This window comes from Streptomyces sp. NPDC093018, from assembly GCF_040684035.1.
Lineage (GTDB): Bacteria > Actinomycetota > Actinomycetes > Streptomycetales > Streptomycetaceae > Streptomyces > Streptomyces murinus.
In genome coordinates, this window is sequence record NZ_JBFBFF010000038.1 from 1 (window position 1) to 8264 (window position 8264).

Consider the following 8264-nt stretch of genomic DNA (forward strand, 5'->3'; position numbering starts at 1 on the left):
TGCCTGGCCGACTTCTTCCGCCCGGAGGAGTCCGGCGAGCGGGATGTCGTCGGCTTCCAGGTCGTCACCGTCGGCTCCCGCATCGGCGAGGAGACGGCCAAGCTGTTCGAGGCCGACGCCTACCGCGACTACCTCGAACTCCACGGCCTGTCCGTCCAGTTGGCCGAAGCCCTCGCCGAGTACTGGCACGCACGCGTCCGCACCGAACTCGGCTTCGGCGGCGAGGACCCCGCCGACATCGAGGAGATGTTCGCCCTGAAGTACCGCGGCGCCCGCTTCTCCCTCGGCTACGGCGCCTGCCCGGACCTGGAGGACCGCGGCAAGATCGCGGCCCTGCTGGAGCCCGAACGGATCGGCGTCCACCTCTCCGAGGAGTTCCAGCTGCACCCCGAGCAGTCCACGGACGCCATCGTGATCCACCACCCGGAGGCGAAGTACTTCAACGCCCGCTGAGGACGCCGAGGCATATGCCCTGGGCATGACGAAGCGGCCTCCGGGCCCCGGCGGGGTGCTTTTCGGCATACCCCGGGCCACCGGTGATAAACGAAGCGTTTCGCCGTGTGGAGTCGTACACTGGTCGGTCCACCGCAGGCCGGTTCCCCGCAGGGGAACCGGCCTGAACGTCCCTCAAGGAGGTGCGCCGGATGACCAGCACGGTCCCCGCGCTCGGAACCCGTTCGGCCGAAGGATCCGCCCTGCAAGCGGTCCTCCTCGACATGGACGGCACCCTGGTGGACACCGAGGGCTTCTGGTGGGACGTCGAGGTGGAGGTCTTCGCCGCCCTCGGCCACACCCTGGACGACTCCTGGAAGCACGTCGTGGTCGGCGGCCCGATGACCCGCAGCGCCGGCTTCCTCATCGAGGCCACCGGCGCCGACATCACCCTCGCCGAACTCAGCGTCCTGCTCAACGACGGCTTCGAGACCCGCATCAGCACCGGCCTGCCCCTCAAGCCCGGCGCCGCCCGGCTGCTCGCCGAACTGCACCGGCACCGCGTCCCCACCGCCCTCGTCTCCGCCTCCCACCGGCGCATCATCGACCGCGTCCTCGCCGTCCTCGGCCCGCACCACTTCGCCCTGTCCATCGCCGGCGACGAGGTCGCCCGCACCAAGCCCTTCCCCGACCCCTACCTCCTCGCCGCCGACGGACTCGGCGCCCACCCGGCCAGATGCGCCGTCGTCGAGGACACCTCCACCGGCGTCGCCGCCGCCGAGGCCGCCGGCTGCCGCGTCGTCGCCGTACCCTCCCTCGCCCCCATCGGCCCGGCCGAACGACGCACCGTCGTCCCCTCCCTGGAACACGTCGACCTCGCATTTCTGCAGGGCCTGATGACGGAAATGCCCTAGCCGTTCACCCAGCGTGCAAAGGCCATTGGGCGCGGCCCTCAAATATCCACGGAAGTACATCCAAGGGAATTCACGGCAAGTCGGCACGGCCGAATTCGACCGCCATCCCACACAGTTGGATATGTGACGTTCGCCACCCCGAGGGCCCTCGACAAGACCTGACGAGTATGCAGACAGGCCCGGTTCGACCGGGAGCGGCATGCCCTTGTGTCCCGATTGATGAGACGCTGCACTAATCCTGCCACTGTCGGGTTTTCGGTGTGTCCGCACCCGGTTTCACAGCGTGATGGAGAGTCAACTCACGCGGCTGTGAACGCCCCACGGGGCGCGGACTAATCTCGTCGCGAGAACATCACCGAAGAAACCCCCGTGCTCCGCCGCGCGCCACCCATGCACGCCGGAAACACGGACCCGAACAGCTCTGGAGAAACCCCCGCATGAACCGCAAGACTCTGGTGCTGCCGGCGGTGGCCGGCCTGCTCACCCCGGTCCTCGCCGCGTGCGGCGGATCGGGCAGCGGGAGCAAGGGCGGCGACGCCATCGTCGTCGGCACCACGGACCGGTTCACCGTCACCAAGGACGCCCCCGCTCCGGTCGACCCGGCCTACGCCTACGACGTCGGCAGCTGGAACCTGCTGCGCCAGACCGTCCAGACCCTGATGGCCGAGCCCAAGGGCGAGGGCGACCCGGTCCCGGACGCGGCCGAAAGCTGCGGCTTCACCGACAGCGGCAGCGAGCGCTACGCCTGCAAGCTGCGCGAGGGCCTCACGTTCGCCAACGGCGACCCGGTGACCGCCCAGGACGTCAAGTTCTCCATCGAACGCGCCCTGCACATCAAGGCCGACAGCGGTGTCGCCTCACTGCTGAACACCATCGACACCATCGAGACGCAGGGCGACCGCGAGATCGTCTTCCACCTCAAGACGGCCGACGCCACCTTCCCCTACAAGCTGTCCACCCCGGTCGCGGGCATCCTCGACCCCAAGGACTACCCCAAGGGCTCCCTGCGCGACGGCTTCCACCTGGACGGCTCCGGCCCGTACACCTTCCAGGCCGAGGTCAAGGACAACGCGATCGTCAGCGTCACCTTCACCAAGAACCCCCATTACAAGGGGGCCCAGACGGTGAACAACAACAAGGTCGTGGTCCGCTCCTTCGCCGATGCCGACGCCATGGGCGCCGCCATCGACAAGGGTGACATCGACGTCATGACCCGCACCATGTCGCCCGCCCAGATCCAGAAGCTGGACTCCGGCAGCGACGACAACGTCGACCTCGTCGACATGCCGGGCCTCGAGATCCGCTACCTCGCCTTCAACACCAACGCCCCCACGGTGAAGTCCAAGGCCGTACGCCAGGCCATGGCCCAGGTCATCAACCGCGGCGAACTGGTCTCCAAGGTCTACGGCACCGAGGCCGAGCCGCTGTACTCGCTGGTCCCCGCCACCGTCACCGGGCACTCCAACTCGTTCTTCAACAAGTACGGCAACCCCAGCGCCGCCAAGGCCAAGAACCTGCTCACCAAGGCCGGCATCACCACCCCGGTGAAGCTGACCATGCACTACACGACCGACCACTACGGCACGGCCACCAAGCAGGAGTTCGAGGTCCTGCAGAAGCAGCTCAACGACAGCGGCCTGTTCGACGTCACCATCCAGGGCCACCCCTGGGAAACCTTCCGCCCCGCCGAGGAGAAGGGCCAGTACGACGTCTACGGCATGGGCTGGTTCCCCGACTTCCCCGACGCCGACAACTTCCTCGCGCCGTTCCTCGACAAGGACAACTTCCTCGGCTCGCCGTACTCCAACAGCGACATCCAGCGGAACCTGATCCCGCAGTCCCGCCGCGACGCCAACCGCCTCTCCGCCGCGGACAGCCTGACCAAGATCCAGGACATCGTCGCCGACGACGTCCCGGTCCTCCCGCTGTGGCAGGGCAAGCAGTACATCGCCGCCCGCGACGACATCACGGGCGTCGCCTACGCCGTCAACTCCTCCTCCACGCTCCAGCTCTGGGAGCTCGGCCGGGGTGTCAGCGGCTGACCCGCCGACCACAGCGAAGGGCGCCCCTCTCCCGGTGAGGAGAGGGGCGCCCTTCGCCGTCGTACGGAACAGGCCCTCGACGACCGGCCGTCGAGAGCCCGCGCCGCCTACTGCGCGCCGGGACGCACCAGACCGCTCTCGTACGCGTACACCGCCGCCTGCACCCGGTCCCGCAGACCCAGCTTGGTCAGCACATGCCCGACATGCGTCTTGACGGTCGTCTCGCTGACGAACAGATCGGCCGCGATCTCCGCGTTGGACAGCCCCCGCGCCACCAGCTTCAGCACCTCCACCTCACGGTCCGTGAGCGTGTGCAGGGTGTCCGGAACCGGCTCCTCGCCCGAGGGCAGATGCGTCGCGTACTTGTCCAGCAACCGGCGCGTGATGCTCGGCGCCAGCATCGCCTCACCGCCCGCCACCACCCGGATCGCCTGCACCAGCTCGTCCGCGGGCGCGTCCTTCAGCAGAAAACCGCTGGCACCGGCACGCAGCGCCTCCACCACGTACTCGTCCAGGTCGAAGGTCGTCAGCACCAGCACCTTCGCCGGGCCGTTCCGCTCCGGACCACTGATCTGCCGGGTCGCCTCCACCCCGTCCATCCGCGGCATACGGATGTCCATCAGCACGACGTCCGGCTGGAGAGCCCGCACCTGATCGAGAGCCTGGAGGCCGTCACCGGCCTCGCCGACGACCGCGAGATCCTGCTCGGCCTCCAGGATCATCCGGAAACCCGTACGCAGCAGGGGCTGGTCGTCGACCAGTAGGACGCGGATGGCCACGTGACACTCCTTCGCTAGTCCGCGCCCATTCTGCCCTGCGGCACACCGCCCGCCTCCCGCGCCCTCACCGGCAGCGGATACGGCGGGGGAGTGCCCCCGAACTCCGGGCAGTGCGCCTGATGATCGCACCAGCCGCACAGCTTCGTCGGCCGCGGCCGCCACTCCCCGCTCTCCGTGGCCTCCCGGATCGCGTCCCACAGCGCGCGCAGCCTGCGCTCCACCCGCTCCAGATCGGCGAGCACCGGATCGTACGTCCGCACCTCGCCACTGCCGAGATACACCAGCTGGAGCCGGCGCGGCACGACGCCCTTGAGCCGCCACACCACCAGCGCGTAGAACTTCATCTGGAACAGCGCGCCCTCGGCGTACTCCGGCCGCGGCGCCTTGCCCGTCTTGTAGTCGACGATCCGCACCTCGCCGGTCGGCGCCACGTCCACCCGGTCGATGATGCCGCGCAGCCGGGGCCCCGACTCCAGCTCGGCCTCCACGAACAGCTCCCGCTCGGCGGGCTCCAGACGGGTCGGATCCTCCAGCGTGAACCAGCGCTCCACCAGCCGCTCGGCCTCGCCCAGCCAGCGCGCCAGCCGCTGCCCGTCCGGATCGTCCGCGAACAGCTCCGCCAGCTCCGGGCGGCTCTCGCGCAGCCGGTCCCACTGACCCGGCACCAGCGCCCTGGCCCGCGGCGCGGTCCGCTCCCCGGCGGGCGCGTCGAACAACCGCTCAAGCACCGCGTGCACCAGCGTGCCCCGCGTCGCCGCCTCGCTCGGCTTCTCCGGCAACCGGTCGATCACCCGGAACCGGTACAGCAGCGGACACTGCATGAAGTCACCGGCGCGGGAGGGGGAGAGCGAGGTGGGCGCGGCGGCGGGGCGGGGGACGGGGGCCGCGGCGGGGGCGGGCGCGGGCGCGGCTTCGGCGGGGGCACCGGCAGCGGCGGCTGCGGCGGACCCCGCGGATCCGGTGGTTTCGCCGGTCCCGGTGGCCTCAGCAGCCCCGATGCCGATCTCGCTGGTCTCGGTGGCTTCGGTGGCTTCGGTGGCTTCGGTGGCTTCGGTGGCCGCGGGGCTCGGCGCGGGCACGGCGCCCGGTGCGGGCACGGCGTCCGGCGCGGTCGAGGGGCTCGGGACGGCCGCGGGCGCCTCCGTCGGCACAGCGCTCGCCGCCACGGCGTCCGCGGCCACGGTGTCCGTCGCCACGGCGCCGGCCGTCGCGTCCGCCGCGGGCGGGTCCGTCGGCTCGGGACCGCTCGCCGCGGCTCCCGCCTCCTCGAAGCTGGTGTCCATGTCCACAGACCATACGGCCCACCACTGACAGCGACCCCGTCACGGGCCGGACCGGGCGCCCGACCACCGGGCGAACACAAGGGGTGCCGGGGCGAAACGTGCCACCACGGCCGCATACCATCGATCAGAGACCCTTCCGCCCCAAGAGGCGCGGAAGACGCTTCGAACGAGGGGACACCGTGGACGTGAGCGGCGCGAGCGGGCAGCCGCGGTCCGGCGACGATCAGCCGACCGACCACCCCGCAGTCCCAACGCCCCCGCCGCCGGCCTCCGAGGCCCCGGCACCGACACAAGACGGCCCCGACACGGACACCGCCGCCACCGGCACCCCCGACTCGAACACTCCCGGCTCGAACGCCCCCGGCCCCGAAGCCGCCCGCTCCGAGGAGCCCGAGGGCAAGACGCCCGACACCAGCGGGACGGCCGCGCCGGAGACCGAGACGCACCAGGCCGACGGGGACGAGGCCGGGGCGGACAGGACCGGGACGGACAAGGCCGACACCGACGGGGCCAAGATCCCCGAGGGCGCCCGTGGCACCGCCCCCGGCACCCACGAAACCCACCGCACGCTCGCCCACACCGAAGCCCCCGCCGAACCCCCCACAGGCCCCACCCCCGGCATGGCCAAGGGCCGGCCACCCAAGCCCCCCAAGGAACCCGGCGGCGGCATCCTCATGGGGCGGCCCTTCGGCGTGCCCGTGTACGTCGCGCCGAGCTGGTTCCTCGTCGCCGCCCTGATCACCTGGGTGTTCGGCGGACAGCTCGACCGGGTACTGCCGGAACTGGGCGCCGCCCGATACCTCGTGTCGCTGTTCTTCGCGGTCGCCTTCTACGCCTCCGTACTCGTCCACGAACTCGCCCACACCGTCGCCGCGATCCGCTTCAAACTCCCCGTCCGCCGCATCCAGCTCCAGTTCTTCGGCGGCGTCTCCGAGATCGAGAAGGAAGCCGAGACACCGGGCCGGGAATTCGTGCTGGCCTTCGTCGGCCCGCTGCTCTCCCTCGTCCTCGCCGGACTCTTCTACCTCGCCATGAAGCCCGTGCAGCCCGGCACCGTCCCCGGCGTCCTCCTCGCCGGCCTGATGGTCTCCAACCTCATCGTGGCCGCCTTCAACCTGCTCCCCGGGCTCCCCCTCGACGGCGGCCGGATGCTCCGCGCCGTCGTCTGGAAGATCACCGGCAAACCCATGAGCGGCACCGTCGCCGCCGCCTGGGTCGGCCGCGCCCTCGCCGTCGCCGTCCTCGTCGGACTGCCCCTGCTCAACTCCTCCGGCGGCCTCGGCGGCGGCACCGAGGAAACCGGCGGCATGGACACCGTCACCGACGCCCTGCTCGCCGCCATCCTCGCCGCGATCATCTGGACCGGCGCCGGCAACAGCCTGCGCATGGCCAGGCTCCGCGAACACCTCCCCGAACTGCGCGCCCGCACCCTCACCCGCCGCGCCGTACCCGTCGAGACCGACACCCCCCTCTCCGAGGCCCTGCGCCGCGCCAACACCGCCGGCGCCCGCGCCCTCGTCGTCGTCGACGCCGACGGCCACCCCCTCTCCCTGGTCCGCGAGTCCGCCATCGTCGGCGTACCCGAACACCGCCGCCCCTGGGTCCCCGTCAGCAGCCTCGCCCAGGACCTCACCGACGACATGCGCGTCTCCGCCGAGCTGTCCGGCGAAGAACTCCTCGACGCCCTGCGCGCCGCCCCCGCCACCGAATACCTCGTGGTCGAGAACACCGGCGAGATCTACGGCGTCCTCTCCGCCGCCGACGTGGAACGCGCCTTCGTCAAGGCCATGGCCCGCCCCAGCTAGTGGTCGGCGGCCCGCCCCGCTGCCGGTAGTCTGGTCACATGTCCGAACCGACCGGTGCCGCCCGCAGGCGCGGGCCCTTCAAGGTCGGGGACCAGGTACAGCTGACCGACCCCAAGGGCCGCCACTACACGTTCACGCTCGAAGCCGGAAAGAACTTCCACACCCACAAGGGTTCCTTCCCGCACGACGAACTGATCGGTGCTCCCGAGGGCAGCGTTGTCCGCACCACCGGCAACGTGGCCTACCTCGCGCTGCGCCCCCTGCTCCCCGACTACGTCCTGTCCATGCCCCGCGGGGCAGCCGTCGTCTACCCGAAGGACGCGGGGCAGATCCTCGCCTTCGCCGACATCTTCCCCGGCGCCCGCGTCGTGGAGGCCGGCGTCGGCTCCGGCTCCCTCAGCAGCTTCCTGCTGCGAGCCATCGGCGACCAGGGCATGCTGCACTCCTACGAGCGCCGCGACGACTTCGCCGACATCGCACGGCAGAACGTCGAGCGCTACTTCGGCGGCCCCCACCCCGCCTGGCAGCTCACCGTCGGCGACCTCCAGGACAACCTGTCCGACACCGACGTCGACCGCGTCATCCTCGACATGCTCGCCCCCTGGGAATGCCTGGAGGCCGTCTCCAAGGCACTCGTCCCCGGCGGCATCGTGTGCTGCTACGTGGCCACCACCACCCAGCTCGCGCGCACCGTGGAATCCATCCGCGAGATCGGCTGCTTCAACGAGCCGACCGCCTGGGAGACCATGATCCGCAACTGGCACATCGAGGGCCTCGCCGTCCGCCCCGACCACCGCATGATCGGCCACACCGGCTTCCTGCTCACCGCCCGCCGCCTCGCCGACGGCGTCGAGCCGCCCATGCGCCGCCGCCGCCCCGCCAAGGGCGCCTACGGCGAGGACTACGCGGGACCCAACGCCGACGGCGGCACCGGCCGCTGAGCCACCCGCATCCGGCACAACATCAGGGCGCCGTGCCCGAGTTCCCCGACCGACCGGGGAACTCGGGC

Annotated in this window: 7 protein-coding genes; 5 read left to right on the forward strand and 2 right to left on the reverse strand. The window is 71.0% G+C overall.

All coding sequences use genetic code 11. From position 1 onward, the window contains the following. From AB0N90_RS37445 to AB0N90_RS37455, 3 genes are all read left to right on the forward strand, one after another. The coding region (locus AB0N90_RS37445) for a vitamin B12 dependent-methionine synthase activation domain-containing protein (protein ID WP_365203939.1) at nucleotides 1-453 on the forward strand (453 nt) is incomplete at its 5' end. A 191-nt stretch (nucleotides 454-644) separates the two neighbouring features. Further along, the gene (locus AB0N90_RS37450) at nucleotides 645-1346 is read left to right on the forward strand and encodes an HAD family phosphatase (RefSeq protein WP_365203941.1); all 702 of its coding nucleotides are present in this window, start codon (nucleotides 645-647) and stop codon (nucleotides 1344-1346) included. A gap of 437 nt (nucleotides 1347-1783) precedes the next feature. Continuing rightward, on the forward strand, nucleotides 1784-3388 hold the full coding sequence (locus AB0N90_RS37455) for an ABC transporter substrate-binding protein (RefSeq protein ID WP_361680318.1): 1605 nt from the start codon (nucleotides 1784-1786) through the stop codon (nucleotides 3386-3388). A 107-nt stretch (nucleotides 3389-3495) separates the two neighbouring features. On the opposite strand, the gene AB0N90_RS37460 is transcribed toward AB0N90_RS37455, so the two are convergent. Together AB0N90_RS37460 and AB0N90_RS37465 are read right to left on the reverse strand one after the other, a co-directional pair. Next, nucleotides 3496-4167 carry a response regulator transcription factor gene (locus AB0N90_RS37460; RefSeq protein WP_046423998.1) on the reverse strand — a complete coding sequence of 224 codons (672 nt, stop codon included), beginning with the start codon at nucleotides 4165-4167 and terminating at the stop codon, nucleotides 3496-3498. A gap of 14 nt (nucleotides 4168-4181) precedes the next feature. Next, the gene (locus tag AB0N90_RS37465; RefSeq protein ID WP_365203947.1) at nucleotides 4182-5171 is read right to left on the reverse strand and encodes a RecB family exonuclease; all 990 of its coding nucleotides are present in this window, start codon (nucleotides 5169-5171) and stop codon (nucleotides 4182-4184) included. A gap of 458 nt (nucleotides 5172-5629) precedes the next feature. Here AB0N90_RS37465 and AB0N90_RS37470 point away from each other — a divergent pair, with 458 nt between their 5' ends. Both AB0N90_RS37470 and AB0N90_RS37475 read left to right on the forward strand, forming a co-directional pair. Then, nucleotides 5630-7255, forward strand: a complete 1626-nt coding sequence (locus AB0N90_RS37470; protein ID WP_365203944.1) for a site-2 protease family protein — start codon at nucleotides 5630-5632, stop codon at nucleotides 7253-7255. A 38-nt stretch (nucleotides 7256-7293) separates the two neighbouring features. After that, nucleotides 7294-8196, forward strand: coding sequence for a tRNA (adenine-N1)-methyltransferase (locus AB0N90_RS37475; RefSeq protein WP_037651283.1), 903 nt, complete (start codon nucleotides 7294-7296; stop codon nucleotides 8194-8196). The last annotated feature ends 68 nt before the right edge of the window (nucleotides 8197-8264 follow it).

Coding starts and splice junctions, on each gene's coding strand:
- AB0N90_RS37455 (WP_361680318.1), top strand. CDS start 1,784: ATGAACCGCAAGACTCTGGTGCTGCCGGCGGTGGCCGGCCTGCTCACC.
- AB0N90_RS37475 (WP_037651283.1), top strand. CDS start 7,294: ATGTCCGAACCGACCGGTGCCGCCCGCAGGCGCGGGCCCTTCAAGGTC.
- AB0N90_RS37450 (WP_365203941.1), top strand. CDS start 645: ATGACCAGCACGGTCCCCGCGCTCGGAACCCGTTCGGCCGAAGGATCC.